Source organism: Nesterenkonia sp. YGD6 (assembly GCF_022565895.1).
Lineage (GTDB): Bacteria > Actinomycetota > Actinomycetes > Actinomycetales > Micrococcaceae > Nesterenkonia.
This window is the reverse complement of sequence record NZ_JAJOYY010000001.1, coordinates 417,116-444,076: the sequence shown is the minus strand read 5'-3', so window position 1 is coordinate 444,076 and position 26,961 is coordinate 417,116. Positions and strand designations below refer to the sequence as shown.

The following is a 26,961-nucleotide window of genomic DNA, read 5'->3' as shown; positions in this document are numbered from 1 at the left end:
CCAGAGTCGAAGGTCCGCGTGCGGCATCTCTGGGACATCATGCCTGAACCGGGGCCACTTTTCAGGTCAGCTGACGGTCTGCTCCGCACTGATCTCGACGAAATACTGGTGCAGGCGGTGATCCGGAGTCAGTTCCGGATGGAAGCTCGCGGCCAGGATCCTTCCCTGCCGAACCGCCACCGGACGGTCCTGCCAGGAGGCGATGACCTCCACGTCGACGCCCAGGGACTCGATGACCGGGGCCCGGATGAACACGGCCTCCAACGGGGTCGGGTCATCTCCGGGGAGCCCGGGCACCTGAAGCGGACCGATGAAGGATTCCAGCTGGCTGCCGTAGCCGTTGCGCCGCACCACGACGTCCAGGCCGCCGATGCGCTCGAAACCGTTGAGCGCCTCGGCGTCGAGGATCTGATCGGCCATCAGGATCATGCCGGCGCAGGTCCCGAACATCGCCATACCCTCGGCGTGCCGCTCCCGGATGGACTCCATGAGTCGCACCGGGGCGGCAAGCCGGGCCATGGTGGTGGATTCACCACCGGGCACGATCAGCCCGTCCAAGCCCTGAAGCTCGGAGGGACGGCGCACGGTGGAGACCTCGGCCCCGGCGGCGCGCAGGGCGCGGGCATGCTCGGCCACGGCTCCCTGCAGCGCCAGGACCCCTATGCGGGGTGTGCTCACCAGCCGCGCTCGGCCAGCCGGTGAGGTGCCGGGAGGTCGGCGACGTTGATGCCGACCATGGCTTCGCCCAGACCCTTGGAGGCCTCGGCGACCACGCCCGCGTCGTCGTAGTAGGTGGTGGCCTTGACGATGGCGGCTGCGCGTTCGGCGGGGTTGCCGGACTTGAAGATGCCCGAGCCCACGAACACGCCGTCGGCGCCCATCTGCATCATCATCGCGGCATCGGCGGGAGTGGCCACGCCGCCGGCGACGAAGAGGACCACGGGGAGGCGTCCTTCGCGAGCGATCTGCTTGACCAGCGCGTAGGGCGCCTGTAGCTCCTTCGCGGCCAGGTAGAGCTCATCCTCGGCCAGGGAGGTCAACCGGGCGATCTCTCCGTTGATGGTGCGGATGTGCTTCATCGCCTCGGAGACGTCGCCGGTGCCGGCCTCGCCCTTGGAGCGGATCATCGAGGCGCCCTCGGTGATCCGGCGCAGCGCCTCACCGAGGTTGGTGGCGCCGCAGACGAAGGGCACCTTGAACTTGGACTTGTCGATGTGGTGGGTGAAGTCGGCAGGCGAGAGCACCTCGGACTCGTCGATGTAGTCGACCTTGAGGTGCTCGAGGATCTGCGCCTCGACGAAGTGACCGATCCGGGCCTTGGCCATCACGGGGATGGAGACCTCGTCGATGATGCCGGTGATCAGGTCGGGGTCTGACATCCGGGCGACACCGCCGGTGGCGCGGATGTCGGCGGGCACACGCTCGAGGGCCATGACGGCGACGGCACCGGCGTCTTCGGCGATGCGGGCCTGCTCGCGGGTGACCACGTCCATGATCACGCCGCCCTTGAGCATCTGGGCCAGTCCGGTGTTCACCGCGGTCGCGCCGGTGGCGGCAGCAGTGTGTGAAGTGGACTCAGTGGTCACGGAGGTCTCCTGAAGGTTGGGTTGCTGCGATGACAATGGGGAGTGAACATCGCGTTCACTCCCCATTGTTTCATCACTTCAGCGGGACCGCCGAACCGACGTCATACTGCGCTCAGGCGCGGTCGCGTTCCTCAGCTTCGAGCTGCGCGGTGTAGTCCTCGGTGGCCTGGCCATCTGAGGACCCGGCGCCCAGGGCTGCCGGCGCGGAGCTGCCGGACTTCAGCGCCGCGAGCCGGGCGTCGACCTCGGCCTGTTCGCCGAGGTCCTCCAGGGATTCGAACTGCGCGTCCAGCGAGGAGGCGGCCAGCTCGTTCTGCCCGCGCACCTTGGCCTCTTCGCGGCGGATCTTCTCCTCGAAGCGTCCCACCTCGGAGGTCGGGTCCATCACGTCGATGGTCTTCACCGCGTCGTGGACCTGGGACTGGGCGTGCGCGGCGCGGGAACGGGCGATCAGCTCGTCACGCTTGCTCACCAGCTGCTGACGCTTGGTCTTCATCTGCTCGAGGCCGGTCTTGAGCCGGTCCACGATCTCGCGCTGGGAGGTGATGGTCGGCTCGGCGGACTTCGCCGAGGACTCCGCCTCCATCTGACGCTGGATGGCGACCTTGGCCAGGTTGTCGAACTTCTGCGCGTTCTCGGTGTTGCCGCCGTCGCGGAACTCGTCGGCCTTGCGGGACGCGGCGAGTGCCTTCTGGCCCCAGGACCGTGAGTTCTCGAGATCCTCGCTGTAGTCGTCCTCCATCATGCGCAGGTTGCCGATGGTCTGGGCGATCGCCTCTTCGGCCTCTGCGATGTTGTTGGTGAAGTCTCGGACCATCTGGTCGAGCATCTTCTCCGGGTCCTCGGAGCGATCCAGCATGGCGTTGACGTTCGCGCGTACCAGCTGGGACATGCGACCTAAAATGGACTGCTTGCTCACAGTGTTCACCTTTCCTTGTGTATCAATGTCTATCGATTGCTCACGTTGTCGATACTAGTCACGGGTGCTGGTCACGGCCATGGCGCGGCTCCGGTGAAGACCCAGCTGCTCGATATTTCTGCGTCAGAACATCCGCCGACGGCGCCCGAAGCCGCCCCCGCCCATGGGCCTGCGGCCGCCGGGGTAGCCGTAGCCGCCCGGCATGCCGAATCCGCCGAACCCGCCGCCGAACCCGCCGCCGTAGCCTCCGCCGCCGCTGAGTGCATCCTCGGCCGATTCCTGTCGGGCGATCTGGGCTGCCTGCACGGCCAGCGTCTTGGCCTGGGTGGCCAGCTCCAGGGCCTTGGCAGGCTGGCCGTCTCCGATGGATTCGGCTTCGGCGAGGGTGCGTTCGGCCTCGGCCATCCGGGTCCTTGAGGTGGCGCCGCTGCGCTTGGAGCGCAGGTAGTCCCGGGAGGACTGCACCTGGTGCCGGGCGGTGAGGATCTCGGTCTGCAGCACTTCGCGGGCTCGCCGGTCCCTGGCCTGCTGGTCGCGGACAGCGTTCAGCGGCTCGTCGAGCTCCCGGTGGGCGATCTCCAGCGAGTTCAGCAGCTCCAGCGGGTTGGTCTTCTCCCCGGAGTCCAGGGCGCGCCGGACCTGCTTGACCGCTGCCTCGGCGGCGGCGATGGGTCCGGCCAGCTCTGCCGACTGGCCCGCCTGCATGGTGGCGCGGGCCTGGGCGATGTCCTGCTCGGTCTGGTCCAGTCCGATGCCGAGATTCTGTTCGGCGCTGCGCAGCCGCAGCTGGGTCTCCTCGAGGGAGTCGATCAGCTTTCCGGCCTCCCCGGCGGCTTCTTCTCCAGCGTGGATCGCGACGACCGCGTCCGACGCCGCTGAGCCGGTGAGCGCCTTCTCGGCGTCATCGGCCGAGGTGTCAGCGTGCTGGAGGCTGCGAGCGGAGTGTGTCAGGGCTTCGGTGAAGGAGGTGAGCGCGTCGTCGTCGTATCTAGACTGCAGGTCGGGCAGGCGCTTCGCGGCCTGCTCACGGCGGCTGCGGAACTCACCGATCCGGGTGCGCAGCTGGTCCAGAGCCGGGCGCGGGTCAAGTTCGAGGCTGCGCAGGGACTCGAAGTCCTGGCGGTGCGACTCGAGGGTCTCGTTGACCCGCTGGCAGTTGGCGATGACCTTGCGCAGCAGCTCGCGCGCCTGCTCCTCGTCCTCCGGCGGGTCGCGGTCGACCGTGTGCTGCATCCGGAAGGACTCCTGAAGGTGCTCCCGCGCCTCGTCCACGTCCTTCTGGAACGGGGCGACCTGCTCATCGCCGTAGGCGGCGCTGGCGAAGAGGATCTCCTGCTCGGAGGAGTTCACCGCGTTGTCCGCTGCGATCAGCAGGGAACCGGCTTCGCGGCGGAGCTCCTCGAGGCTCATCTTGGCCAGCCGACGCTCCTCCGCGGAGCCGGCTCGAGAGTTCTGGCCGCCGGAGAGCTGCTGGTTGTTCGCGAAGCCCTGGAGCCGGCGGTCCTGCTTCTTGCCGCCGGAGAGCCACACTGCACCGAGACCGATCAGGCCAAGGATGACTGCACCGATCAGCAGCGGGCCGATGACGAACATCCCGAGGGTGATGGGCGGATTGAGGAGTACGTCGGGCACCATGGGCCGAGTCTATAAGTGGCCTCAGACATCGTCTATCGGGGAACGGTCAGCTCGTCTGTGAGCGTAGGAGGCGGGGTCCGCAGGCCCGAATCCCGGCGTCCTGGCGTCCCAGAGGGCGGAGGTGGGCGGGCCGGCGGGGGTGCGGCGCGCGGATCGCGGGCTTCCGGGTGCGGGTCACCTCGAAAGTCCTTTCCGCCGCACGTCAGGCACTCGGCGTCTCCGGGAATCGTCCAGGAGGCGCCCAGGCCGTTATCGTCATCGATACAGGATGAGCGCTGACAATAGCAGTCGAGCCAGCGAGAGCATGCGTGTCACGCTCCGGCCGCCACACTATTGCACCGCAAGACCACAAAGGCAGGTTCCACCATGAGTTCAGATCCGCACAACGGCCCTCGCCGGGACGACGTCGACCCTCCGGAGGATGCCACCGCGCGGATCGATCCTGTCTTCCCTGCGTCTGCTTCGGCTGGACCAGGGGAGCGGGATTCAGCGGAGCAGACTGCGCCCGGCCCGCAGACGGGTTCGGACGCGGGTTCGGGGGGACCGTCCGGGGTGGAGTCCTATTCCGCCGGATGGCCAGCCTCTCCCTCAGGCGCGCCGGGAGCCCAGCAGTCCCCCTCCGGGGAGGGCGGCTACGGTCAGAGCGGGCACGGCCAGGGCCCGTACGGCCACGAGCAGTACAGCCAGAGCGCGTATCAGCAGGGTCCGTACGGTCAGGCCCAGTACGGCCAGGCCCAGTACGGCCAGGCCCAGTACGGCCAGGCCCAGTACGACCAGGACCCCTCCTATGCCGGGCAGGGCTATGACGCCTATGGCGGGTACGGCTCCGGGGCTGCCTTCGTTGATCCCAGCCAGCAGCCGCGCCCCAAGCGCACGGTGGGCGTCGGCGGCCTGGCGCTCGCGGTGCTGCTCGCCGGACTGCTCGGCGGCGGTGTGGTGGCAGGCAGCCAGGCGGTGCTCGACGATGGGGGGATCAGCACCTCTTCGACCGGCGGGATCGAGATCAACAACCCCGACTCTGCCACCGTGGTCACCGCCGCGGCGGCGAAGGCCTCTCCTTCGGTGGTGACGTTGGCGGTCAGCGAAGGCGGACAGGGCGGCTCGGGCTCGGGCATCATCCTCGATGAGGAAGGCCATGTGCTGACCAACACCCACGTGGTGACCCTCGGCGGAGCCGCTCCCGACCCCGACATCCAAGTCCGGATGAGCGACGGCTCGGTGTCCGACGCCACGCTGGTGGGCACCGACCCGCTGAGCGACCTCGCCGTCGTCCAGCTGGAGGACATCGAGGGGATCCAGCCCGCCGAGCTGGGCTCCTCCGGTGACCTCAACGTCGGGGACCAGTCGATCGCCATCGGCGCCCCGCTCGGCCTCTCCGGCACGGTCACCGACGGCATCGTCTCCACCCTGAACCGCACCATCTCGGTCGCCTCCTCCGCGGTGGAGGACGAGGGTGCCGATGCCCCGGAGGCCCCTGAGGAGGGTGTCGAGGAGGACGGCTTCGAGTTCTACTTCCCGGACATGGAAGGGTCCCCCACCCAGGGCTCGATCCATCTCAACGTGATCCAGACCGACGCCGCGATCAACCGCGGCAACTCCGGCGGCGCCCTGGTAGACGGGGAGGGCCGGGTGATCGGAGTCAACGTCGCCATCGCCTCCTCGGGCGGGGCGGCAGAGACCGACGCCGGATCCATCGGCGTGGGCTTTGCCGTGCCGATCGACTATGCGCAGCGAGTCGCGCAGGAGCTGATCGACACCGGCGAGGTCTCGCACGGGCTGCTCGGGGTCACGGTCGCCGCCGCCGGTTCCCAGGAGGTTCCGGAGGAGGCCGAGCCAGGACTCGCTCCGGTGATGCCCGGCTTCACCGTCGGCGCGCTGATCGATGATGTTCCTGGCAACACCCCGGCCGCCGAGGCCGGCCTGGAGACCGGTGACATCATCACCGCGGTCAACGACCGGCGGATCGAAGACTCCCTCGCGCTGACCGCCACGATCCGTGAATACCCGGCCGGTGAGAGCGTGACGATCAGCTTCGTGCGGGACGGGCAGCAGGAAGAGGCAGAGGTGACCCTTGGCGCGACCTGAGTCTGACGTTCTCGCAGCCAGAGCCTCTGGCTCGGCGCTGACGACCCCCGCTCAGCTCGCTGCCGAGCACGACATCAGCCGGGTGCTGGCCTTCGGCGCCCATCCCGATGACATCGACTTCGGCGCGGCGGGCAGCATCGCAGCCTTCACCGCGGCGGGCGTGGAGGTGACCCTGTGCCTGCTCACCGCAGGCGATGCCGGCGGCTTCGAGCCCGGGCGTGACGGGGCCGAGATGGCCCGGGTGCGTGAGGCTGAACAGCGCCAGGCGGCCGCGGCGCTCGGGGTGGACGAGGTGATCCTGCTCGACGAGCGGGACGGCTTCGTCGCGCCCACTGCCGAGCTGGTCGGGAAGATCGTGCGGATCATGCGTCAGGTCAGGCCCGAAGTGGTCATCTCACCGCATCCGGAGCGCGCCTGGGACCGGCTGCAGAAGGCCCACCCTGATCATCTGGCCTGTGGTGAGGCGGTGGTTCGTGCCTCCTACCCGTATGTGGAGAACCCCTTCGCCTACCCGGAGCTCGCCGCCGCGGGCCTCGAGGCGTTCAAGATCCGGCATCTGCTGCTGACCACCGCCCCGCAGGAGCGGGTGAACCTCCGCCTCGACGTCACCGGCCAGGAGTCAGCGAAGATGACCGCGCTGCGGGCACACTTCAGTCAGCATCCCGACGCCGTGCGGATGGAGGACTTCGTGCTGGAGCAGATGCGCGAGATCCACGGTGCCGGCGGCTTCGCCGAGGAGTTCCACTGGGTCACGGTCAACGCGCCGGACACGATCAGCGGGTTCTGAGGCCCAGCCGAGTTCTGCGGCTCAGGCGGGGGTGACCAGCACGCCGTCGGCGTCGGACCACAGGGTGGCTCCCGGCACGAAGGTGACGCCGCCGAACTGGACCGGCACGTCGACCTCGCCCAGCCCGTCCTTGACCGACTTCCGTGGGTTAGAGCCCAGCGCGCGCACCCCGAGATCCATCTCGGCCAGCTGCTCACGGTCCCTGACGGCGCCGTGGATGACCACTCCGGCCCAGCCGTTCTCGATCGCCGAGGCGGCGATCATATCCCCGAGCAGAGCCGAGTCGAGCGAGCCTGCACCGTCGACGACGAGCACAGCGCCGGCGCCGGGGGAGTTCAGCAGCTCTTTGACCAGGCCGTTGTCCCGGTGGCAGCTGATGGTCCGGATCGGGCCGGTGAAGCGGGCGCGGCCGCCGAGGTTCAGCAGCTGCAGCGAGAGCGACTGCAGAGACTCATCGGCGTCGTAGAGGTCGCAGGTCGCGAAGTCAGAGCCGGTGGGCTCAGGGCCTGCAGCAGGCTCAGGGTCGGTGCTGGGGGTGGGCACGGATTCTGCGCTCATCAGTCCTCTTCCTCATCCTCGTCGGCGGACCCGCCGTACTGCGGGCCATCGGTGACTCGTTCGCGCATCTCGATCTCTCCGACCGTCTCGCCTGTCGGGCGTTCCTCGCCGCGGATCTGCTCGACGGTGATCTGCAGCGCCCGGTTCGACTCGACGTTGCGCAGGGTGACGACCTCCTCCTCGAGCTCGGCGGCGGTGAAGTTGCCCAGCGAACTGGGCTGGCCGTCGTCGCGCGGCATCAGCCAGAGCTGGTAGGTGGCGTCGCCCTCGAGCTCGCCGACCTCGGAGAAGTCCACGTAGCCGACGTTCTCGGCCGCGGAGATCACCGCCCGTGCGGTGCCCCCCTCGGCGAGCTCGATGCCGTCGACGACCCGCGCCTCGGGGTCCCCGTCGGCAGTGGCCTGCACGTCCTGACCCACGGTCAAGCTCCAGATGAGCAGGATCGCGGCAAGCACCACGACGGCGAGTCCGGTCACGATCATCCAGCGCTTCACCAGAGGCTCCCGCTTCGGCGCAACCTCGGTGTGGCTGGAGATGGACTCCACCATCCCCATCCCGACGTCTTGATCGGAGAGGTTGTGCAGCACCTCATCGAGCAGCTGCCCAGGCGGGACGACCGGGTAGGCGGTGAAGACCTCGGCGAGGGTGCGTCGGGCGGAGAGCACCCGGGTGTCCCAGGCGCGCGCGGTGGCTTCGTTCGCGGTCACTGCGGCCGCATCCAGCACGGCGCGTTCCCGGTTGTCGATGGCGTCCAGGGCGTGGATCTCGGCGAGCTCCACGAGCAGCCCGTGCTCCACGTCGGCGGCGATGTCCTCGGTGAAGTTCCGGTTGACCGCGCCGGAGCGTTGCACGTCCTTCTTCGTCACCGCTGCGCGCAGGATCGGATCCAGCTCCGCCTCACGGTTGGTGCGCCGGGCGTGCATCCGGGTCATGCCGTCACGCAGACGTGACTTCACCGCCGGAACGGCGGCCCGCACCGTCGCGGCCACCTCTTGGTGCGTGTAGCCGGCAAGATAGCTCAGCGCCAGTGCCTGGGACTGGGAGTCCGAGAGCACACTGATGTCATCGATGATCTCCTCGGGAAGACCCGCGATGCCACCGCCCTCCTCGGCCGGGACCACGGAGAGCTGGATCGGTGTGGCCAGGCCGTCTCGGAAGCGCTCCACGATGATCCGATGCGCCAGCGGCACCAGCCATTCCAGGACCAGCTCGTACTCGGTGGGCCGGTAGGCGTCGTCGGGGGCCTGTTCGTCGGCGGCATGCTCATCGGTGAGCAGCTCCGAGGCCTGGGACTGCAGCCGGAGATCCTGGGCGCGCTCATCGGCCTGGTCCCAGAGCTGCTGATAGACCGCCAGCGTGGACCTCTGCGCCCCCTCGGGGTCCTCGTGCATGAGCAGCGCCAAGCCGTAGACCACGTCGGAGGTGGCCTCGTAGAAGGTGGCGAAGGAAGGCTGGTATCCGCGGGCTGAAGCGGCGAGGAGTTCGCTCAGCGTCGGGTCGCGGTGCGGATCGGCGGAGTCGGGCTGGTCGACGTCGTCGTACTCGGGACCGTCATGCTCCGCCGCGGTGTGCCCATCCTCGGTGTACCCGGCCTCGGTGTACCCGTCCTCGGTGCGTTCAGCCCCGTCGAGCTGCGCGTCTTCGGAGGAGGTCTCACGACTTCCGGAGTCCTCGAGACCAGAGGTCTCATGTGCGGATCCGCGGTCAACTTCTGCGCGGGTCAGACCGCCGTCGGGACGGTCGTCGGGGCGGTCCGAGGCAGGGCGGTCAGAGGCGGTGTCCATGGTTGGTGAGTGTATCGATCCTCAGCGGCTTCAAGCGTCACCAACACCCTGATGAGCCTCAGACGGCCCCGGTGAAACCGTCCTGACGCCATGCTTCGTAGACGGCGATCGAGACCGAGTTCGCCAGGTTCAGCGACCGGCGGGAGGCGAGCATCGGGATTCGCACCCGCTCGGTGATCCGGGGATCGGCCTTGACCGCATCATCGAGCCCGGTGGATTCTCGGCCGAAGAGCAGCACATCGCCGCTGCGGTAGGTGACCGAGGTGTGCGTGACGCTGCCCTCGCCGGTGAAGGCGAAGATGCGCTCCGGGGCCAGCGCCGCATACGCGGCCTCCAGGCTCGGGTGCACGGTCATCACCGCCAGATCGTGGTAATCGAGTCCGGCTCGGCGCAGCTTGGCGTCGGCGAAGTCGAAGCCGATCGGCTCGGCCAGATGCAGCTCCACCCCGGTGACCGCGGCCAGCCGGATCAGGTTGCCGGTGTTGCCGGGGATCTCAGGCTGGTCCACCAGCACACGAATCGGAGTGTTCACGCCGGTCATCCTACCGGCGCCGGGCGCGGCCGGGTGCGGTGGGGCTCCGGCCGGGCGCCGGCGCAGGGAGGGGCGACGACGCCGGCGGGTCCGCTATTCCTGCGGGTGCTGCAGCTGCCTGCGCAGCGCGGCGAGCAGGTGCCGGTCGATGACGTTGGCCTGCGCGGAGGCGGCGAGCTGTTCGCGGATGCTGCGGAAGGCGCGCGCCGGCGCCAGCGGGGCCCGTCCGGCTCCGGTGCCGCGTGACTCCACGACTGGGCTCTGCATGCCGCCGTCGGGGGAGTGAAGCACGATCTGCTGACCCAGGTTCAGGCTGGTCTCACGGCCGGTCTCGCGCATCGCCGCCTCCAGCGTGGCCCGCAGGAGCCGGGACTCCCCGGTGAGGTCAGGCAGGGCCAGCGAGCGGCCGGCGGCGTGAAGCCTGCGGCCATCCCAGGATGCGGCTGCGGCGGGCACCTCGAGGGAGGAGACCACCACCAGAGTGTCGCCGCAGACCAGGACGTGATCGACGGCTGGTCCGCGCGGGGCCCGGCTGGCTCCGCGGCGATCCTTCCCCGCCGGTTCCAGCGCCACCGCGTTGAACAGCCGTGCGGTGGGCAGCTCGGCCAGGACGTGCTTCTCCAGCAGGGCGCCCATCCGTTCGGCCCGGCGGGCACGCCCTCCGCCGAAGATCCCGCGGGAGGCGAAGCGGCCATGGGTGCGCTGGCTGGTCAGCGGCAGCGAGAGCGGCTCAGGCCGGGAGAGGTCCGGGATGTAGACCGGGGCCAGGTGGGCGGTCCCCGACGGCGTGCGGGCAGAGTCCGCGCTGGACGAGCGCGCCGAGGTGCTGCCCGAGGCGGTGGTCCGAAACGCCGCACCGGATCCGCCGAAGCCGGTGCCGCCGAACCCGGGGCCACGGCCGTAGGTGGGCCCGTCGGTCTCAGCATCCTCATCGGTCTCCGCGCGCTGCGGCTGGCGCAGCCTGCGGTCATAGGCGGCCCGGGCGGATTCATCGCCGAGGACCTCCCAGGCGGACTGGACCTCATGGAACTCCTCGGCCGTGCCGCCGGCGTCGGGATGGGCGCGCCGAGCCTGCTTGCGATAGGCCGCGCGAACAGCCTGGGCGTCGGCGTCGGGGCCGATGCCCAGCACGCTGTAGAGATCTCCGGGGTGACTGCTCATCGAAGATTCACGATAGCCCCAAAAGCGTAGAATCGTGGACACGATGTCATCTGCACCCGACGCCCTGCCCGGCGGATCCTACTTCGACCACGCCGCCACCACCCCGATCAAGCCCACCGCGATGCGTGTGCTCACCGAGGTGATGCCCGCCCTGTCGAACCCCTCCTCGCTCCACGGCTCCGGCCGCCGCGCCCGCCTGGCGGTGGACTCCGCCCGTGAGCAGCTCGCCCGCGCTCTCGGAGCCGACCCGTCCGAAGTGATCTTCACCTCAGGAGGCACCGAGGCGGACAACCTCGCGGTCAAGGGGCTCTACTGGCAGCGCCGCGCGCAGGAGCCGGCCCGGCGTCGGATCCTGCTGCCCGGGATCGAACATCACGCGGTGCTCGAGACCGCCGAATGGCTCGCGGCCCACGAGGGTGCCGAGCTCGGGATCATCGCCGTCGACGCCCACGGGATCGTGGACCTGCGCGCACTCGAGGCGACCCTCGCGGCCTCGGCGGAGTCCGTCGCGCTGGTCACCGTGATGTGGGCCAATAATGAGACCGGCGCGATCCAGCCGGTGGCGCAGATCGGGGAGCTCTGCGCACGTTTCGGGGTGCCGCTGCACACCGATGCGGTCCAGGCGTTCGGCTCGCTGCCGGCCGGTGTGGCCCCGCTGAGCTTCCGCGAGTCCGGTGCGGCGACCCTGGCGATCAGCGGACACAAGATCGGCGCCCCGGTGGGGATCGGTGCGCTGCTGGTCCGCCGGGACGTGGTGCTGACCCCGGTGCTGCACGGCGGAGGCCAGGAGCGCGACATCCGTTCCGGCACCCTCGACGTCGCCGGGATCTGCTCCTTCGCCGCCGTGGCCGAGGAGCTGGTCGCCTCCCAGCCGCAGGAGTCCCAGCGGCTGGCGCGGCTGCGCGATCAGCTGCTGGCCGCCGTCGTCGAACTCGACGGGGTGACGCTGCGCGGACCGGACCCGCGGACTCACCCGGAGCTGCGGCTGCCGAACAACCTGCACATCACCGTGGACGACGCCGAGGGTGATTCGCTGCTGTTCATGCTGGACATGGCCGGCTTCGACACCGCCACCGGCTCGGCCTGCACCGCAGGGGTCCCGCGTCCCTCCCACGTGCTGCTGGCGATGGGCCTCAGCGAGGAACAGTCCCGCGGCGCCCAGCGCTTCACCCTGGGCTGGACGACGACGGAGCGCGACGTCGCCGCGCTGGCCGCCGCGCTGCCCGCGGTGATCGCCCAGGCGCGCAGCGCCGGAATGGCCGCCGCCCGGCGCTGAACCGGGGAGCAAGAAGCGCACTGCGCGGGGCGGTCTGCGACGGAATGCGGGTCCCGGCGGCGTCTGATCCCCCGCAGAGCGCCCAGCGCCCAGCGAACGGGGATGCGGTCGAGGGCTCAGCTCAGGGCAGGACGATGTCGTTGACCTCGCCCGGCGCGCAGGCGATCTCCCAGCGGAACCCGTCCGGATCGGCGAAGTACCCGCTGTAGCCGCCCCATTCGCGGCGCTCGGCCGGCTGGATCGCCGTCGCGCCGGCGTCGCGTGCCTGGTCCAGGACCGCGTCGACCTGCTGACGGGTGGCCACATTATGCGCCAGGGTCAGCGGCGCTACCCCGTCGCCGGTCATGATCGGGCCCACCTCGGCCTCGAACTCGCCGCGATCCCAGAGCGAGAGCAGCAGGTGCGCCCCGGCGCGCAGCATCAGCACCCCCGGGGCCTCCACGCTGGGCGCCCAGCCGAGACCGTCGACGTAGAAGCGCCGGGTTGCGGGCAGATCGCTCACAGCGAGGGTGATCAGGGAGAGTCGCTGCTCCATCGGGGCCTCTCTCGGGTGCTGTGCCCTTTGCGTGGGCGGCTTGCGGCGGCAAGCGGGTCCGCGTACGGGGCCATTCCACCGCAGAGTGCCCACGCGAGGGAAGGGGCGCTTGGACCGGGCGGGGATGAGCCGCTCAGGCCTCGCGGATCTGGTCGCGCAGCGCCTCGGCGGTGTCGCGCACCCGGGTGAGCACCCGCATCGCGGCGGGCTCGGTCAGCGCGGCGAACTGTGAGCGGGCTGGTTCCCCCTGGTGGCGGTCCGCGGAGCCCACCAGGATGAAGCTCTCCAGGCTGTTCAGCGGCATCCCGAGCCGGTCCCAGGGTCCGCGCAGCCGCCGCGCGATGTCACTGACCGGGGGGAGCTGGGTCTCACCGCGGCGTGCGGCGTCCCGTGAGGCAGGACGCGCGGCCGCGGCGGTCTCGGCGCCGGTCAGCGTGGAGGCGAGCATGGTGGCACCGGATTCCACCAGTTCGGCGGTGCGTTCCCAGCCGAGTGCCTGCATCACGGTGAGATCGACGCTGAAGCCGCTCGCTCGCGGGCCCTGAGCCGCCCGGAAGTCCTGCATGTGTTCAGGCTCCACGCTGCCGCCGAGGTCCAGCAGAATCTCCTCCACCCCCGTGCGTCGGAGGGCCTCGATCATGAGGCCGAGGTGGCCGCGTGCCTCTTCACGGTCCAGGGCGCGGATGCTCCGGTAGCCGCTGACCGTGGGGATCAGCCCGCCGCGAGCGCGGGTGTAGTCGGGTTCGGTGATGATCACCGTCAACGACGACGGCGCGCAGGCCCGCCGCACATGGGTCAGGTGTTCGGCGACCCCCGTGGCGAGGGAGGCGGCCAGGTCCCGGCGCGCCCCGTGGTCGGTGAGCACCTTCTCCCCGGAGTGCAGCGCGAGCCCCGCCATGAGACTGATCGGTCCCAGCAGCTCGAGCACCAGGGGAGCGGCGAGTCCGTCGTCGTCGGGGGTGTCCAGTCCGGCCTCGCGGCGCTGCCCGCGGACATCGGCCAAGGTGTCCACATCGGAGCGCAGCCAGCCGCGCGCGCGCTGATCATCGGCGCCGGGACGCTGGGTGAGCCGCCAGCCGTAGGAGGTCAGTTCGGTGGCGAGCTCGGAGAGCTGGGCGAGGCTGCGGCCCAGCAGCTGGGAGTGCAGCCCGCGCCCGGGAAGCTCGGGCAGTCCGGGCAGGTGCGGTGCCGGCAGCTCCGCTGCCTGGAGCTCGGCGCTGCGCAGCAGATTCGTCCCCGGCATCACGCCGGCCGCGGTGGAGCGCAGCGGCATCAGCGCCGGGCCGAATCGTCGGCGGGAGCGGCGGCGGGTGCGGGTTCGGTGACGGCTCCCGACGATGCCGGGTCAGTCGGGGACGGCCCCGGGCCGCCGGTCGCGCCGGAGGAGGCGGAGATCGCCTCGTGGTGGCGGATGACCTCTTCGATGATGAAGTTCAGGAACTTCTCGGCGAACTCAGGGTCGAGCTGGGCCTCATTGGCCAGCCGCTTGAGCCGGGCGATCTGGTTCTTCTCCCGGGCCGGATCCGCCGCAGGGAGCTGGTGCTTGGCCTTGAGCACCCCGACGCGCTGGGTGGCCTTGAACCGCTCGGCCAACAGGTAGACGAGGGTCGCGTCGATGTTGTCGATGCTCGCCCGCATCGAGAGCAGCTCATCGAGGATCTCGGGTTCTACCTGGGCGGCGGCCTCGCCGGCGCGGGGATCTGTGCTCATGCACCCAGCCTACTGGTGCGCCCTGCCTACCGGGCGGCCGAGCTCACCGGCTGGTAGTTCTTCGAACGGGCGGTGTCGATGGTGGCCTGCCCCAGCACCCGGGTGCCCTGGTACATCACCGCGGTCTGTCCGGGGGCCACTCCCTGGAGGGCCTCCTCGAGCTCCACCATCAGCCTCGGAGCGCCGGTGGAGGTCTCCGGGTGCTCGGCCTCGACCCGGGCGCGGGCCGGGACGGGGTCGGCGTGGGCGCGGATCTGCAGGTCCAGGGAGAACCACCCACCGGTGGCGGCCTCGGGCACCGGACTTCCGGCCCAGGAGAGCCGGATCCCGGTGAGCCGGTCGATCTCGAGCAGCTCACGCGGCCCGGCGACCACGGTGTTGTCCTTCGGTCGGATCTCCAGCACGAAGCGGGGCTTGCCGTCCGGGGCGGGGTGGCCGAGCTTCAGCCCGCGGCGCTGGCCCACGGTGTAGGCCTCGGAGCCCTCATGCTCGCCGATCTGCTCGCCCTCGGCATCAAGGATCGGGCCGTTGCGCAGCTCGATCTGCTCGGCGAGCCAGCCGCGGGTGTCGCCGTCGGGGATGAAGCAGATGTCATGGGAATCGGGCTTCTTCGCCACCGAGAGTCCGCGTTCTTCCGCCTCGGCGCGGACCAGGTCCTTCGAGGGGGTCTCGCCCAGCGGGAAGATGCAGTGCTCGAGCTGCTCGGTGGTGAGCACGCCGAGCACATAGGACTGATCCTTGGTCCAGGTCGCTGCCCGGTGCAGCTCCGGGCTGCCCTCGGCGTCGCGGAAGACCTTGGCGTAGTGGCCGGTGGCCACCGCGTCGAAGCCCAGCGCGATCGCCTTGTCCAGCAGCGCCTCGAACTTGATCTTCTCGTTGCAGCGCATGCAGGGGTTCGGGGTGCGGCCGGCGGCGTATTCGCTGATGAAGTCATCGACCACGTCGGCCTTGAAGCGTTCGGAGAAGTCCCAGACGTAGAAGGGGATGCCGAGCTTCTCGCAGGCGCGCCAGGCGTCGGAGGAGTCCTCGATGGTGCAGCAGCCGCGGGATCCGGTGCGCAGCGTGCCGGGCATCCGGCTCAGCGCCAGGTGGACCCCGACGACCTCGTGGCCGGCGTCGACGGCGCGGGCCGCGGCCACCGCGGAGTCCACTCCGCCGGACATGGCTGCCAATACCTTCATGAGATGACTTTCCGATCGACGATGATGCGCTCCGTGGAAGTGAAGATGCTGATGCCCAGTATTCAGCAATCCCGGGGGTCGGTGCATTCCCGCCGGTCAGCCGCCGTTCATCCGACTGCCAGCGGTGCCTCGTCAGCAGCCGGCGCTAGAGCCGGCCCGAGGCCTTGAGCCGGATATAGGTGTCGGCGAGCTGCGGGGGCAGCTGGTGCGGGGTGGCCTCGACGACCTCGACCCCGAGCGAGGCCAGCTGGCGGCGCAGCGCCTCCTTCTCGATCAGCGCCCGCTCGGCGGCGGCCGCACGGTAGACCTCCCCGGTGGTCTCCCGGGCTCGCGCTCGCCGGTCCAGCTCGGGGTCGCGCACCGCGGCGAGCACCACGAGGTGGCGCTGGCTCAGCGCCGGCAGCACCGGGAGCAGGCCCTCCTCCAGGGACCCCGAGTCCAGCGAGGTGAGCACCACCAGCAGGCTGCGCTGGGAGCTGATCATGCGGATCTGGCCCGGCAGCTGGGAGAAGTCGGCCTCCACCAGGCGGGGCTCCACCGTGGACATCGCCTCGGCCATCTGGTGCAGCAGATCTCCGCGCATCCCGGAGCGGGCCTGGGAGCTGACCCCGCGGTCGAAGGAGAAGTAGTCCACCCGATCCCCGGCGCCGGCGGCGAGCGCACCGAGCAGCAGCGCCGCCTCCATCCCGGAGTCCAGCCGCGGCTCGTCCTCGATCCGCACCGCGGAGGTGCGGGAAGAGTCCAGCGCCAGGATCACCCGCCGGTCACGTTCAGGCCGCCAGGTGCGCACCACCAGGTGCTGGCCCTGGGAGGACTGCCGCCGGGCCGTGGCGCGCCAGTCGATGGAGCGCACATCGTCGCCGCGCACATAGTCGCGCAGCGAATCGAACTCGTGCCCGGCCCCGCGGATCTGGACCGCGGTGGCGCCGTCGAGCTCGCGCAGCCGCTGCAGCTTCGAGGGCAGATGCCGGCGCGAGTGGAACGGCGGCAGCACCCGCAGGGTGTGCCTGACCCGGTGGGTCACCTGGCGTCCGGCAAGACCCAGCGGACCGATCGAGCGCAGGCTCAGGTGTTCGCTGTGCAGGTCTCCGCGGCGGGTGGGCCGCAGCGCCGTCTCGATCCGCGCCGTCTCGATCCGGGAGCTCGACCCGGGGCCCAGCTGGATCGGACTGACCTGCTGGCGCGCGCCGGCGGAGGGCTGCCAGCCGTCCTTGACCTGACCGCGCAGCCGTCGCGACCCGTGGTGATGCACGGTGGTGCTCGCCGTCGTCGGCTGACCCAGCCGCACGTCGGTGGTGGGCACGCGCTCCACCCGCACGCTGCGCGGGGAGCCGGCGAGGACCATGTCGAGCGCGGCGAGCAGCACCAGCAGCAGCGCGCAGCCGAGCAGCGTGGCCGGGGCCGGGAACACGACGACGACGGCGCTCAGCACCAGCGCCAGGTAGAGGAAGCGTCGGGTCAGGACCATCGGGCGGCTCCCTCTGCGGAGTTCATCGCAGCGTCCATCTCAGCTGCGGACTCAGCAGCCATCTCAGGGGTGGTCACGTGTCCGGGCCGCCGTTCAGCGCGGGACCGGGACGGTGGCCAGGATGGACTGCAGCACGTCGTCGATGCTGACCCCGTCCATCGCCGCCTCCGGGCGCAGCGAGACGCGGTGCCGCAGACAGGCCGGGGCCAGCGCCTTGACGTCGTCGGGGGTGATGAAGTCGCGTCCGGAGAGCCAGGCCCAGGCACGGGCGGCGTTCATCAGGGCGGTGGCGCCACGGGGGGAGACGCCCAGCTGGAAGCTCGGGGTCTCCCGGGTGGCGCGGGCGAGGTCGACGATATAGGCGAGCACCTCACCGGCGATGGCGACCTGGCGGACCTGGGCGCGGGCGGCGAGGACGTCCTCGGCGCCGGCCACGGCGCGGACTCCGGCGCCGGCGAGGTCGGAGGGGTTGAACCCGGCGGCGTGGCGGCGGATGACCTCAATCTCCTCTCCGCGGTGGGGGAGGTCCAGGTGCACCTTGAGCAGGAACCGGTCCAGCTGGGCCTCCGGCAGCGGGTAGGTGCCCTCATACTCCACCGGGTTCTGGGTGGCGGCGACCAGGAACGGATCGGGCAGCGCCCGGCTGATCCCGTCCACCGAGACCTGGCGTTCCTCCATGGCCTCGAGCAGCGAGGCCTGAGTCTTGGGCGGGGTGCGGTTGATCTCATCGGCGAGCAGCAGGTTGGTGAAGACCGGGCCTTCGCGGAAGCTGAAGTCCCCAGTCTTGGAGTCATAGACGAGCGAGCCGGTGACGTCGCCGGGCATCAGGTCCGGGGTGAACTGCACCCGCGAGGTGTCCAGGCTCAGCGAGGCGGAGATCGCGCGGACCAGCAGCGTCTTGGCCACCCCGGGCACACCTTCGAGGAGCACATGGCCGCGGACCAGCAGCCCGATCAGCACGCTGGTGACCGCGGCGTCCTGGCCGACCACCGCCTTGGCCACCTCGCCGCGGACCTGTTGGAACTTGTCGCGCAGCTGGTGCGCCGCCTGGTCTCCGAGCTGGTGCGGGGCCTGATGGTTCTGCGTGGCGGCGATATGCGGTTCAGTCATTGCTGGTGTTCTTCCCTTGCTGGTGGTTCAGGTGTGTGGAGTCTTGTTCGTTGCGCGGCCCGGAGCCGCGACCGGTGTCCTGCTGACCGTTGGTGTGGCGACCGCTGGGGTGGTGACTCAGCGCGGCGCGCTGGACCTCGTCCTCCAGCTGCGCCAGCGCCTGGGCGTAGGCGACCAGGTCTGAGTTGCGTCGCGGCTGCCGGGCGAGCAGCGCGCCCAGCTGGGCGGGGTCGCGGCGGACCTGCCGGGCGGCGGCGTCGATGATGCTCGCCTCCCGCGGGGCGGCCCCGAGCCTGAGCAGCCGGGCCAGCCGGATCAGGTGGGCGCTGCGCAGCGTCTGTGCCGAGGCGGTCACTGCGTTGGCGCTCTGATACATCCGGCCGCGCCCCTCGGCGGTCTCGGCCGCGGGGACCTGGACCGGCAGCGGTTCGCCCACCACCGGGCCGGGACGCCGCCCGAGCACGAGCATCATCACCAGCACGCAGAGCAGCAGCCACCAGGCCAGCGGGGTGACCCAGTCGGGGAGGAAGTCCATGGGGGAGGCCCACTGCTGGTCATCGAGGGTGTCCAGGCCCATCGGGGTGTACCAGATGAGGTCGTTCTCGGCGCCGAAGAGCCACAGCGCCAGCGCCGCGTGCCCGGCGTCGGTGATGTTCTGGTTGGTGAACGCCGCCGGCGCCCCGAAGAACACACCGGCGTCGGTCTCGATCAGCATCTGCGCGTCACCGGCGTCATCGGAGAATCCGGTGAAGCAGCCCGGTTCATCGCTGTAGAACAGCGCGCCCGGGGCCTGCACCGTGGCGGCGTTCACCGCGGCGTCCAGCGGGCACTGGGCGCCGGCCTCCAGGGCTGAGCCGGATCCACCGCCCGGGTGCGCTCCGGCGTAGAGCTCCGGACCCTCAGGGTGCAGCGCGCTGAGCAGCTCGGAGCCCTCGCTGAGCAGCACCACGGGTCGGTCCCCGCGTGCGCGCAGGCCCTCGACGAAGGCGTCGTCGGGGACGTCGCCGGTGGAGAGGACCACCAGCGGGGCCCCGGGATGCTCGGTCAGCAGCTCGCGGGCGATCTCCGCGGAGGGGGCCGGGTGGATCTGAACCTCGCGGTCCTCGAGCACCTCGGAAAGCGCGGCGTACCCGTCCAGCGAGGTGTTCCCCAGGCCGAAGCGATCCAGGTCCTCGTCGCTGACCGACCGGACGAGTGCCACCGCGAGGACGCCCAGGACCAGCAGGAGCAGCCAGAACTGCCAGCGCTGGAACCCGCTGCGCAGGGTGGAGCCGAGCGTCGCCGTCGTCGTCATCGCCGCGCCCCCTGAGTCTGCAGGCGCTCAGGCTGCTGAGTTTCGGCCGGAGAGGACCGCAGCCGCTCCTGGAGGGTGAGCAGGGAGTCGTAGTCGGTGCGCTGCAGCGCACCGCCGCCGTAGCGGGAATAGTTGAACAGCTCTGCCGCGTGGATCGCCTGCTGCGCCTGGACGGGGTGCGCCCGCGCCAGCGCCGCGCCTGCCTCGGTGGCGGTGCGACCTGCCTGCTCGGTGAGCTCCTGGCACTCCTCCGCGGCCCGGATCACGGCACGGAAGAGCTCCCGGCAGGCCTCGTCGAAGCGTCCGGCCTGGGCGTGGGACTCGGCGCGCCGGCGCAGCTGCTCCGCGGTGACGCCGGCGGGGCTGGTGAGCAGCTCCGCAGAGTCGGTGCCGCGCTGCAGCCGGGGCCGCACCAGCACGATGCACAGGACCACCGCGGCGAGCAGCAGCACCAGCAGCAGCACCGGTCCCAGGGGCAGGTTCAGCGGACCCAGGTTCAGGCTCAGCTGGTCCAGCCAGCCGAAGAAGCGGTCTGCGGCCTCGCGCAGCGGACCGGTCGCGTCGCGCTGATAGCGCGGATCGCTGAGCTCCTGCTCGAGGAGCCGCCGGGCCTCATCGGGTTCGGGCTGCACCGAGGCTCACCTCCGCGAAGTGTTCCTGGAGGTGCTCGATCGACCCGGGGACCAGACGATCGGCGCCGGTCCGGGCAGGCTCCGCCGGCCCCGCCGGCTGCGCCTGCCCCGGCAGCCCCACCTGATGCGGGTCGGCCGGAGCCAGCGGGCCTCGCACCGGATCGGCCGCAGCCAGCAGCGTCACGTCCAGGGCCTCCTGCCGGATCCTGGCATTGAGGTACATCAACGAGATCACCGTGCCCACCACCCCGATGAACAGCGTGGAGAGCACCGTGCCGTAGAGCTCGGTCAGCGCGAAAACCGCGAAGCCGGCCCACTCCCCGCCTGTGGTCAGGCTGTTCTCGATCAGCTCCGAGGCGGCCACGGCGAGGATCAGCGGCATCGAGGCGATCGTGAAGACCAGTCCGAGGATCACGTAGAGCAGCGCGACCAGCCCGATGTTGCGCCACCAGCGTCCACGGTTCAGCCGCCAGGACCGTCCGAGGGCCGCGAAGGGACCCATGCGCTCCACCACCACGGTCAGCGGGGCGTACATCACCGCCGCAGTGACCCAGCACAGCGCCAGAAAGAGCCCGGGCAGGACCACCACGGCCCCGAAGAACAGGGTGATCACCAGCAGCAGCACCGCGACGAAGAACACCGGCAGCGCCACCACGGTGAGGATCAGCCCCAGCACCAGCAGGTTGACCACGGTCGGACCGAGTCGGCCCAGCCGCAGCCGGACGGTCTGGCCCATCCCGGTATGCAGGCCGTAGGCGGCACGCAGCGTGGGCAGCACCATATAGGCAGTGGCCACCGCGATGACCAGGAACGTCACCGCGGAGCTCGCAAAGGTCACCCAGAGGAACGCGGCATCGGTGGCCACGCCCAGCGCCAGGTCCGGGTCCTCGAAGGCGTCCGGGTCGGTGAGCATGCGCATATAGGAGGACGAGGGCAGCACCAGCATCATCACCAGGGTCAGCCCGAAGTTCACCAGCCCGGCGAGGAAGGGGACGCCCAGCACGGCCTTCGGAGATCGACGGATCACGGCCACGGCGGCGCTGAAGAGCTCATCTGCGACCATCCGGCGCAGCGGGAAGACCGCGCCCGGGGTCAGCGGGGGCTCCTGCGTGGCGCGTGAGGGCGCAGAACCGAGGCCCGGCCGCGGCCGAGCATCACGGTGTGTCTCCGCTGTCCGGATCATCGCCCCTCCTCAAGCGCGTCTGCGCGAGTGCCCTCTGCGCCCAGCCTACCGCTCTCATATATCCTGAATGCGGTGCCGCCTGGAAACTGGGCCCAAATCTGCGCGCGCGAGACGCTCTGCGCCGCAGGACCCCTATGGATGGAGAGCAGATGAAAGCCAGAATCCTGGTCGTCGACGACGACGAAGCGCTCGCGGAGATGATCGGCATTGTGCTGCGCAACGAGGGATTCGAGCCCACCTTCTGCTTCAACGGCGAAGACGCCCTGGAGACCTTCCACAGCTCCAAGCCGGACGTGGTCCTGCTCGATCTGATGCTGCCCGGCAAGGACGGCATCGAGGTCTGCCGCGAGATCCGCGAGGAGGCCGACACTCCGGTGATCATGCTGACCGCCAAGTCCGACACCGCCGATGTGGTGCGCGGACTCGAGGCCGGCGCCGATGACTACGTGCCGAAGCCCTTCAAGCCCGCCGAGCTGGTCGCCCGGGTGCGGGCTCGACTGCGTCCGGCTGACCACAATGCGCGCCCGGACGGAGAGAACCTCACCATCGGGGACCTGAGCATCGACGTCGCCGGTCACGAGGTCCGCCGCGGCGAGCACCGGATCTCGCTGACCCCGCTGGAGTTCGACCTGCTCACCGCGCTGGCGAAGAAGCCCTGGCAGGTCTGGAACCGCGAGATGCTGCTGGAGGAGGTCTGGGGCTACCGCCACCAGGCCGACACCCGACTGGTCAATGTCCACGTGCAGCGACTTCGTTCAAAGATCGAGAAGGATCCGGAGAACCCCGAGATCGTGCAGACCGTGCGCGGCGTCGGCTACAAGGCCGGAGGGCAGGGGTAGTCATTCCTGGTGAAGCTGAGCCCTCCGCAGATCAGGCTGCCTCACGGTCCTCGGCGACCTCGACCGGCAGCGTCCCGGTGGTCCGGGACCGTGTCCGGGACCCGCAGGAGGAGATCGACGCGGCCGCGAAGGCGACCGAGGCCGCCGACGGCGAGCAGGTTGCCGTCGAGAAGCGGACCTTCGGCGGAACCGCCCGGAAGATCAGCGGGCTGCCTCGGCTGTGGGCGCGCTCGCTGCTGATCCGCGCGGTCTTCTTCACCGGCCTGCTCACCATGATCAGCACCATGGCCGTGGCGGCCTTCCTGGTGCAGCAGGTCACCTCCGGACTCTTCCAGGAGCGCTTCGATCAGGCCGAGCTGGAGGCCGCCGATGGCCTGGACGCGATCCGGAGCAGCTTCGCGGCACTGAGCACCAGCAGCCGGACCGAGGCCCAGCAGGACATCCAGTCGATCCTCAACGACGTGGACGACTCCACCGCGCAGATCCAGCGCGAGGTCATCCTGCTGCCGCTGGAGGGCGGAGAGAATCTCTACGTCGACGGCATCACCTCCGGGGGCCTCCCACCGGGCCTGATCTCGGATGAGCTCAACGCTGCCGTCGCCGGGGGCACCGGCCAGTACTGGCAGGCGGTCCAGCTCAACGCCAACCGGACCAATGATTCGCCCGGAATCGCGTTCGGCACTCAGGTCGACGTGCAGGGCAACCCCTATGCGCTCTACTTCGTCTACGACTTCTCCCCGGTCCAGGAGAACGTCGCCTTCGTCTTCCGCACCATGCTCGTCGCCGGTGCCGCGATCCTGCTGATCAACATGGCCATCGCCGCCTGGGTCGCCCGCTCGGTGGTGCGTCCGGTCTCGCAGGCCGCCGAGGTCTCGGAACGGATCGCCGACGGTCAGCTGGACCAGCGCCTGGCCGTGCGCGGGGAGGACGAGATCGCCCGACTGGGCCTGTCCTTCAACCGGATGGCCTCGAACCTGCAGGAGCAGATCACGCAGCTGGCGAACCTCTCCAAGATGCAGCAGCGCTTCGTCTCCGACGTCTCCCACGAGCTGCGCACCCCGCTGACCACGGTACGCATGGCCGCCGAGGTGCTGCACGAGTCGCGCGATGACTTCGATCCGATCAACCGACGCTCCACCGAGCTGCTCCACCACCAGGTGGAACGGTTCCAGGCGCTGCTCTCGGACCTGCTGGAGATGTCTCGGTTCGACGCCGGCGCCGCCGAGCTGGCCACTGCTGAGGTCGACCTCCTGGCCCTCGTCCGGGAGGTGCTGATCAGCTCCAAGCCGCTGGCGGAGAGCTCGAACACCCCGCTGGGCCTGGTGGTCCAGGGAGAGAACTTCCTCGCCGAGGTCGACGCCCGACGGATCAGCCGGATCCTGCGCAACCTGATCAACAACGCGATCGAACACGCCGAGGCACGCCCGGTCGATGTGATCGTCTGCTCCAGCCCCACCGCGGTCGGCATCGCGGTGCGAGACCATGGGATCGGCATGAGCCCCTCCGAGGTCGCCCACGTCTTTGACCGCTTCTGGCGCGCCGACCCGGCCCGGGCGCGCACCACCGGAGGCTCCGGGCTCGGCCTCTCGATCGCCACTGAGGACACCCGGCTGCACCAGGGTGCCCTGGACGCGTGGGGTCAGAAGGGTCAGGGCTCCTGCTTCCGGCTGGTGCTGCCGCGCCGACAGTCGGTGCCCTACCGCGCCTCGCCGATGGCGCTGCCTCCGGTCTACCGGGCCACCGACAGGTACCGCATCGAGAACATCCAGGATCTCTCCGAAGAAGAGCCGCAGCATGACCGGATCAACGAACAGGCGCTCTACCAGCCGAGGAAGGGTGAGTCATGATCCGCCGTCGACTGCTCGCGCTGATCACAGGGCTGCTCACGCTGATGCTCTTGCTCAGCGCCTGCTCGCCGCTGCTGCCCACCGACGGGCCGGTGGGGACCTCCGCCCCGGAATCAGGCGAAGACCTCACCTACGCCCCGCAGGCGCAGCCGCCGCAGACCGGCGCGACCGCAGAACAGATCGTCGCGGGATTCATCCGCGCCGGAGCCGGCGCCCAGGACGACTACGCCATCGCACGGCAGTTCATGTCCCCGGCGGCGGCCAGGGACTGGCGCCCTGATGCGCGGACCGTCGTCTACTCCTCCGAACCACCGGTGCTGGCCTCCGGAGAGGACACCTGGAGCGCCCCGTTCCAGGTGGACTCCGTGGTGGACGGGGCCGGGATCCTGACCCGGCTGCCCGAGGACTCCACCGAAGTCATGGACTTCACCGTGGAGGAGGTCGAGGGGGAGTGGCGGATCACCGAAGCCCCCGACGGCACCATGCTCATCGACGGCTCGTTCCAGCAGGCCTTCCAGGCCCACACCCTCTACTACTTCGACCCACAGCTGCGCTACGCGGTGCCGGATCAGCGCTGGTTCCTCAACCGGCCGGGCATCTCCTCAGAGATCGTCAGCGCGCTGCTCGCCGGACCGGCGCCCTACCTGGAACCCGCCGTGATCTCAGCCTTCGGCGACGACGTCACGCTGGAGCGCGCCTCGGTGCCGGTCGATGACAGCACCGCCGCGGTGGACCTCTCCCCGGGCGGCGTCGAGGACGCCGATCCCGCCGAACGGGTCCTGATGCAGCAGCAGCTGGACCTTGCGCTGACCTCGCTCACCCGGATCAACGATGTCGAGATCACCGTGGCCCAGCGCGAGCTGGAGATCCCGGTGCAGGCGGACCTGCCCGAGGAGGACCGGCTGCGCATCGAGGTCTCCCCAGAGGTGGACTCCACCCAGGTGGGCATCGAGAACGACACATTGCGCCGACAGAACGACCAGGTCACGCTCTCCATCGGAAGCCTGCCGGACATCGCTGACCTGGACCCGCAGGCACCGGCGGTCCCGGGATCCTCCTCCGAGGAGGTCTTCGCGTTCCTCAACGGCGAGGGCGATCAGCTCTACCACCTGCGCCCCGAGCGGGCCGAGGACCCGGTGCTCGAGGCCCCCAACCTCACCCGGCCATCGATGGACAACTACGGCTGGACCTGGACCGCGTCCGCGGAGGGCGACGACGCCACGGTCCACGCCCTGGCCTATGACGAGTCCCTGGAGCCCTCCAGCGCGGAGGTCAGCGCCGACTGGCTGGAGAACCGCACGATCACCTCGCTGCGCATCGCTCAGGACGGGGCCAGGGCCGCGGTGATCCTCGACGACGACGGCGAACGGGACCTCTACGTGGCCGGTGTGATCCGCGATTCCACCGGCATCCCGCGAGGACTCGGGCAGCCGATGCGGCTGGAGACCTCGGTGGAGCTCGAGGAGGTCCGCTGGCAGGGACCCGACGCGCTCTACGTCTGGGCAGGCTCCGACGAGGAGACCATGACCCCGGAGCGGGTCACGCTGACCGGCGCGAACCGGGCGGACAGCCCGCTGCTGGGGCTGTTGAACATCTCCGTGGGGGAGGGCCAGCAGAAGGTCTTCGCCGAGACCGTGGATGTGCCCTTCCAGAATCTCTCCGGCGACACCTGGGTGGCGCTGGAGGAGATCGAGGTCCGGGATCTGGCGTTCCCGGGCTGAGGCCCCGGGTCTCTGATCTGCTGGGTCGCTGATCTGCTGGTGCGCTGGGCCGCTGGGCTGCTGGTGCGCTGGGTCGCCGATTCTCCCCAGCACCGGGCACCGCTGACGCGGTGAGCCGGTTCTCCCCAGCTGAGCCGACGCGGACTCCGCGGGCCGCTGCGCCGAGATGATCGAAGGATGGATCCCACGCGTCAACGCACAGGGCAGCTCGGTCGCACCGTGGATCGGGTCTGGTTCGGTCCGACCGGAGCTTCGGTCAGGGCCGCGCTGAGCTCGGCGGCAGGGATCGTCACTCCGGTGTGGTGCATCGGCTGCGCGGAGCAGGACCTGGTGCTCTGCGCGCTCTGTGCCGAGGATCTCCGCCTGATGACGCGTGCGCCGTTCGCGGCCGAGGAGCAGGCGATGGCTCTGCCGCTGCTGATGGACGCACAGGCGATCACCGTGCTGCCGGTCAGCGCCGCCGGTCGCTACGCGGGTCTGGTGGCCCGAGCGGTGCTCGCGTTCAAGGACCACGGGGCCATCGGCCTGGGTGCCGCGCTGGGACCGGGGCTCGCACGCGCTCTGCGCCTGGCGGCGGCGCGTGTGCCGCCGGAGTCCGCGGCCGGGGTGCCCGGGTCACGGCCCTGGCTGCTGGTGAGCCCGCCGTCGTCGTTGCGCTCCCAGCTGACCCGCGGGTTCGATCCGGTGCAGGTGCTGCTCGACCGTGCCCTCGCGGTCTCCGCGCGGGAGCTGCGCCAGGCCGGGCTGCGACCGCATCGGGTTCCGGGGCTGCTGTGCCAATCGCGGGCGGCGGCGCTGCGGTCGCTGAGCCCCCGGCAGGGCCGGCAGAAGACCCGCGGGGCGCGCGCCCGCCGCCGTCGCTCGGTGGGAAGCCTCGAGCTGACCCCGCGAGGTCGACGCCTGCTCCCCGGGGCGGATGTCCTGCTTGTCGACGACGTGCTCACCAGCGGATCCACGCTGGCGGAGCTGCACCGGGTGCTCACCTCCGCCGGCGCCCGGATCCACGGTGCGGCAGTCTTGGCGGCAACCCCTGGACCTGGGGCTGAAGTGGGATCTTCGCTGGTGAGAGCTTCGCCCGAGGCGTAAATGGTGACGTGGGTCGCCCCGGGGAACTAGTC

At 70.3% G+C, this 26,961-nt stretch carries 24 protein-coding genes; 7 read left to right on the top strand and 17 right to left on the bottom strand.

Annotation, left to right across the window (positions count from 1 at the left end):
- Nucleotides 1-66 precede the first annotated feature (66 nt).
- The 4 genes from pdxT to LTI14_RS02040 form a co-directional block, all read right to left on the bottom strand.
- On the bottom strand, nucleotides 67-678 hold the full coding sequence (gene pdxT, locus LTI14_RS02055) for a pyridoxal 5'-phosphate synthase glutaminase subunit PdxT (RefSeq protein ID WP_241463919.1): 612 nt from the start codon (nucleotides 676-678) through the stop codon (nucleotides 67-69).
- Nucleotides 675-1,586, bottom strand: coding sequence for a pyridoxal 5'-phosphate synthase lyase subunit PdxS (gene pdxS / locus LTI14_RS02050; protein WP_342357709.1), 912 nt, complete (start codon nucleotides 1,584-1,586; stop codon nucleotides 675-677). Before pdxS ends, pdxT begins: the two co-directional genes overlap by 4 nt.
- A 112-nt stretch (nucleotides 1,587-1,698) precedes the next feature.
- Nucleotides 1,699-2,505, bottom strand: coding sequence for a PspA/IM30 family protein (locus LTI14_RS02045; RefSeq protein WP_241463920.1), 807 nt, complete (start codon nucleotides 2,503-2,505; stop codon nucleotides 1,699-1,701).
- A gap of 123 nt (nucleotides 2,506-2,628) precedes the next feature.
- Complete coding sequence (locus tag LTI14_RS02040) at nucleotides 2,629-4,140, bottom strand: hypothetical protein (RefSeq protein WP_241475660.1); 1,512 nt, start codon at nucleotides 4,138-4,140, stop codon at nucleotides 2,629-2,631.
- 552 nt (nucleotides 4,141-4,692) lie between these two features.
- On the opposite strand from LTI14_RS02040, the gene LTI14_RS02035 reads away from it, so the two are divergent.
- Nucleotides 4,693-6,225 (top strand): S1C family serine protease, encoded by a 1,533-nt coding sequence (locus LTI14_RS02035; RefSeq protein ID WP_241475658.1) that lies wholly within the window; start codon nucleotides 4,693-4,695, stop codon nucleotides 6,223-6,225.
- A 37-nt stretch (nucleotides 6,226-6,262) separates the two neighbouring features.
- Entirely contained in the window at nucleotides 6,263-7,012 is a 750-nt protein-coding gene (locus LTI14_RS02030; protein ID WP_241475823.1) for a PIG-L deacetylase family protein, read from the top strand.
- Between the two features lie 21 nt (nucleotides 7,013-7,033).
- Here LTI14_RS02030 and rraA read toward each other — a convergent pair whose 3' ends face one another.
- The 4 genes from rraA to LTI14_RS02010 all read right to left on the bottom strand — a co-directional run bounded on the left by rraA (nucleotide 7,034) and on the right by LTI14_RS02010 (nucleotide 11,047).
- A complete protein-coding gene (rraA, locus tag LTI14_RS02025) occupies nucleotides 7,034-7,570 on the bottom strand; it encodes a ribonuclease E activity regulator RraA (protein WP_241463925.1) in 537 nt (178 codons plus the stop codon).
- Nucleotides 7,570-9,354, bottom strand: coding sequence for an anti-sigma factor domain-containing protein (locus tag LTI14_RS02020; protein ID WP_241475654.1), 1,785 nt, complete (start codon nucleotides 9,352-9,354; stop codon nucleotides 7,570-7,572). Before LTI14_RS02020 ends, rraA begins: the two co-directional genes overlap by 1 nt.
- A 58-nt stretch (nucleotides 9,355-9,412) precedes the next feature.
- The gene (locus LTI14_RS02015; RefSeq protein ID WP_370642659.1) at nucleotides 9,413-9,895 is read right to left on the bottom strand and encodes a tRNA (cytidine(34)-2'-O)-methyltransferase; all 483 of its coding nucleotides are present in this window, start codon (nucleotides 9,893-9,895) and stop codon (nucleotides 9,413-9,415) included.
- Nucleotides 9,896-9,979: 84 nt separating this feature from the next.
- Nucleotides 9,980-11,047 carry a J domain-containing protein gene (locus tag LTI14_RS02010; RefSeq protein WP_241475653.1) on the bottom strand — a complete coding sequence of 356 codons (1,068 nt, stop codon included), beginning with the start codon at nucleotides 11,045-11,047 and terminating at the stop codon, nucleotides 9,980-9,982.
- Nucleotides 11,048-11,090: 43 nt separating this feature from the next.
- On the opposite strand from LTI14_RS02010, the gene LTI14_RS02005 reads away from it, so the two are divergent.
- A complete protein-coding gene (locus LTI14_RS02005) occupies nucleotides 11,091-12,323 on the top strand; it encodes a cysteine desulfurase family protein (RefSeq protein ID WP_241475652.1) in 1,233 nt (410 codons plus the stop codon).
- Between the two features lie 121 nt (nucleotides 12,324-12,444).
- On the opposite strand, the gene LTI14_RS02000 is transcribed toward LTI14_RS02005, so the two are convergent.
- The 9 genes from LTI14_RS02000 to LTI14_RS01960 all read right to left on the bottom strand — a co-directional run bounded on the left by LTI14_RS02000 (nucleotide 12,445) and on the right by LTI14_RS01960 (nucleotide 21,436).
- Nucleotides 12,445-12,858, bottom strand: a complete 414-nt coding sequence (locus tag LTI14_RS02000) for a VOC family protein (RefSeq protein WP_241463930.1) — start codon at nucleotides 12,856-12,858, stop codon at nucleotides 12,445-12,447.
- Nucleotides 12,859-12,991: 133 nt separating this feature from the next.
- The gene (locus tag LTI14_RS01995) at nucleotides 12,992-14,131 is read right to left on the bottom strand and encodes a hypothetical protein (RefSeq protein WP_241475651.1); all 1,140 of its coding nucleotides are present in this window, start codon (nucleotides 14,129-14,131) and stop codon (nucleotides 12,992-12,994) included.
- A complete protein-coding gene (locus LTI14_RS01990) occupies nucleotides 14,131-14,568 on the bottom strand; it encodes a chorismate mutase (RefSeq protein ID WP_241463933.1) in 438 nt (145 codons plus the stop codon). The genes LTI14_RS01995 and LTI14_RS01990 overlap by 1 nt, the downstream gene beginning before the upstream one ends.
- A 26-nt stretch (nucleotides 14,569-14,594) precedes the next feature.
- Entirely contained in the window at nucleotides 14,595-15,749 is a 1,155-nt protein-coding gene (gene mnmA / locus LTI14_RS01985; RefSeq protein WP_241475650.1) for a tRNA 2-thiouridine(34) synthase MnmA, read from the bottom strand.
- Between the two features lie 145 nt (nucleotides 15,750-15,894).
- Nucleotides 15,895-17,217, bottom strand: a complete 1,323-nt coding sequence (locus LTI14_RS01980; protein WP_241475649.1) for a DUF58 domain-containing protein — start codon at nucleotides 17,215-17,217, stop codon at nucleotides 15,895-15,897.
- A gap of 93 nt (nucleotides 17,218-17,310) precedes the next feature.
- Complete coding sequence (locus LTI14_RS01975) at nucleotides 17,311-18,327, bottom strand: AAA family ATPase (RefSeq protein ID WP_241470130.1); 1,017 nt, start codon at nucleotides 18,325-18,327, stop codon at nucleotides 17,311-17,313.
- The gene (locus LTI14_RS01970) at nucleotides 18,320-19,621 is read right to left on the bottom strand and encodes a DUF4350 domain-containing protein (protein WP_241475648.1); all 1,302 of its coding nucleotides are present in this window, start codon (nucleotides 19,619-19,621) and stop codon (nucleotides 18,320-18,322) included. The genes LTI14_RS01975 and LTI14_RS01970 overlap by 8 nt, the downstream gene beginning before the upstream one ends.
- Nucleotides 19,618-20,253: a DUF4129 domain-containing protein gene (locus tag LTI14_RS13200; protein WP_241470128.1), complete on the bottom strand. Its 636-nt coding sequence runs from the start codon at nucleotides 20,251-20,253 to the stop codon at nucleotides 19,618-19,620. Before LTI14_RS13200 ends, LTI14_RS01970 begins: the two co-directional genes overlap by 4 nt.
- Nucleotides 20,234-21,436 carry a hypothetical protein gene (locus tag LTI14_RS01960; RefSeq protein ID WP_241475647.1) on the bottom strand — a complete coding sequence of 401 codons (1,203 nt, stop codon included), beginning with the start codon at nucleotides 21,434-21,436 and terminating at the stop codon, nucleotides 20,234-20,236. The genes LTI14_RS13200 and LTI14_RS01960 overlap by 20 nt, the downstream gene beginning before the upstream one ends.
- Before the next feature lie 149 nt (nucleotides 21,437-21,585).
- Between LTI14_RS01960 and mtrA the strand changes: the two genes are divergently transcribed.
- From mtrA to LTI14_RS01940, 4 genes are all read left to right on the top strand, one after another.
- Nucleotides 21,586-22,275 carry an MtrAB system response regulator MtrA gene (mtrA, locus tag LTI14_RS01955; RefSeq protein ID WP_036473691.1) on the top strand — a complete coding sequence of 230 codons (690 nt, stop codon included), beginning with the start codon at nucleotides 21,586-21,588 and terminating at the stop codon, nucleotides 22,273-22,275.
- Nucleotides 22,276-22,352: 77 nt separating this feature from the next.
- The gene (gene mtrB, locus LTI14_RS01950) at nucleotides 22,353-24,122 is read left to right on the top strand and encodes an MtrAB system histidine kinase MtrB (RefSeq protein WP_241475646.1); all 1,770 of its coding nucleotides are present in this window, start codon (nucleotides 22,353-22,355) and stop codon (nucleotides 24,120-24,122) included.
- Nucleotides 24,119-25,843: an LpqB family beta-propeller domain-containing protein gene (locus LTI14_RS01945; RefSeq protein ID WP_241475641.1), complete on the top strand. Its 1,725-nt coding sequence runs from the start codon at nucleotides 24,119-24,121 to the stop codon at nucleotides 25,841-25,843. Before mtrB ends, LTI14_RS01945 begins: the two co-directional genes overlap by 4 nt.
- A gap of 177 nt (nucleotides 25,844-26,020) precedes the next feature.
- Nucleotides 26,021-26,929: a ComF family protein gene (locus LTI14_RS01940; RefSeq protein ID WP_241475639.1), complete on the top strand. Its 909-nt coding sequence runs from the start codon at nucleotides 26,021-26,023 to the stop codon at nucleotides 26,927-26,929.
- Nucleotides 26,930-26,961 lie beyond the last annotated feature (32 nt).

Coding starts and splice junctions, on each gene's coding strand:
- LTI14_RS02040 (WP_241475660.1), bottom strand. CDS start 4,140: ATGGTGCCCGACGTACTCCTCAATCCGCCCATCACCCTCGGGATGTTC.
- rraA (WP_241463925.1), bottom strand. CDS start 7,570: ATGAGCGCAGAATCCGTGCCCACCCCCAGCACCGACCCTGAGCCTGCT.
- LTI14_RS02020 (WP_241475654.1), bottom strand. CDS start 9,354: ATGGACACCGCCTCTGACCGCCCTGCCTCGGACCGCCCCGACGACCGT.
- LTI14_RS02015 (WP_370642659.1), bottom strand. CDS start 9,895: ATGACCGGCGTGAACACTCCGATTCGTGTGCTGGTGGACCAGCCTGAG.
- LTI14_RS02010 (WP_241475653.1), bottom strand. CDS start 11,047: ATGAGCAGTCACCCCGGAGATCTCTACAGCGTGCTGGGCATCGGCCCC.
- LTI14_RS02005 (WP_241475652.1), top strand. CDS start 11,091: ATGTCATCTGCACCCGACGCCCTGCCCGGCGGATCCTACTTCGACCAC.
- LTI14_RS02000 (WP_241463930.1), bottom strand. CDS start 12,858: ATGGAGCAGCGACTCTCCCTGATCACCCTCGCTGTGAGCGATCTGCCC.
- LTI14_RS01995 (WP_241475651.1), bottom strand. CDS start 14,131: ATGCCGCTGCGCTCCACCGCGGCCGGCGTGATGCCGGGGACGAATCTG.
- LTI14_RS01990 (WP_241463933.1), bottom strand. CDS start 14,568: ATGAGCACAGATCCCCGCGCCGGCGAGGCCGCCGCCCAGGTAGAACCC.
- mnmA (WP_241475650.1), bottom strand. CDS start 15,749: ATGAAGGTATTGGCAGCCATGTCCGGCGGAGTGGACTCCGCGGTGGCC.
- LTI14_RS01980 (WP_241475649.1), bottom strand. CDS start 17,217: ATGGTCCTGACCCGACGCTTCCTCTACCTGGCGCTGGTGCTGAGCGCC.
- LTI14_RS01975 (WP_241470130.1), bottom strand. CDS start 18,327: ATGACTGAACCGCATATCGCCGCCACGCAGAACCATCAGGCCCCGCAC.
- LTI14_RS01970 (WP_241475648.1), bottom strand. CDS start 19,621: ATGACGACGACGGCGACGCTCGGCTCCACCCTGCGCAGCGGGTTCCAG.
- LTI14_RS01960 (WP_241475647.1), bottom strand. CDS start 21,436: ATGATCCGGACAGCGGAGACACACCGTGATGCTCGGCCGCGGCCGGGC.
- mtrA (WP_036473691.1), top strand. CDS start 21,586: ATGAAAGCCAGAATCCTGGTCGTCGACGACGACGAAGCGCTCGCGGAG.
- LTI14_RS01945 (WP_241475641.1), top strand. CDS start 24,119: ATGATCCGCCGTCGACTGCTCGCGCTGATCACAGGGCTGCTCACGCTG.
- LTI14_RS01940 (WP_241475639.1), top strand. CDS start 26,021: ATGGATCCCACGCGTCAACGCACAGGGCAGCTCGGTCGCACCGTGGAT.